A 486-nucleotide genomic window follows, 5' to 3' on the forward strand; every position below is an offset into this window, starting at 1 on the left:
TTGACTCATGCTCATCTCCACCTCACAATGTAATTTTGAAGAAATGAATCAACCAAGCAGTTGCTTTAATGCAGGTACTCTACGAATAACTAGTGCATCCAAAGTAAGAACAATTAGCAAAGAAATTCCAACTAGAGGAAAAATGATGCCTAAACCAATAGTAATTACTGCTACCCATTTGACCATTTTAAAATCTTTCGGTAACGCTGGCGCTCCTACTCTCTTCTCAGGTTTTCTCAACCACCACATGATAATGCCGCTAACAGCAACCATAATAATACCAAGGCAAATCAATAAACAAATGATTTGATTGACGACTCCAAAGTATTCACCTTGATGCAGTGCGATACCAATTGTTATGATTTTCGCCATGAGGCTGAAATCTTTAAATCGCTGGTCCGCTAGCACTTTTCCATTATATTGATCAATATGAAGGGTCGTTTGCTTCTTCGGATCTGCTGTTGTTGAATAGATCGTGTATACGCC

At 38.7% G+C, this 486-nt stretch carries 1 protein-coding gene; it reads right to left on the reverse strand.

Going from position 1 to position 486, the window contains the following annotated elements:
- Nucleotides 1-48: 48 nt before the first annotated feature.
- Nucleotides 49-486 (reverse strand): PepSY domain-containing protein (locus tag AC1DUA_RS40460; protein ID WP_477504998.1); only part of this gene is annotated, 438 nt, incomplete at its 5' end.

This window comes from Paenibacillus sp. 01T422 (genome assembly GCF_056398785.1).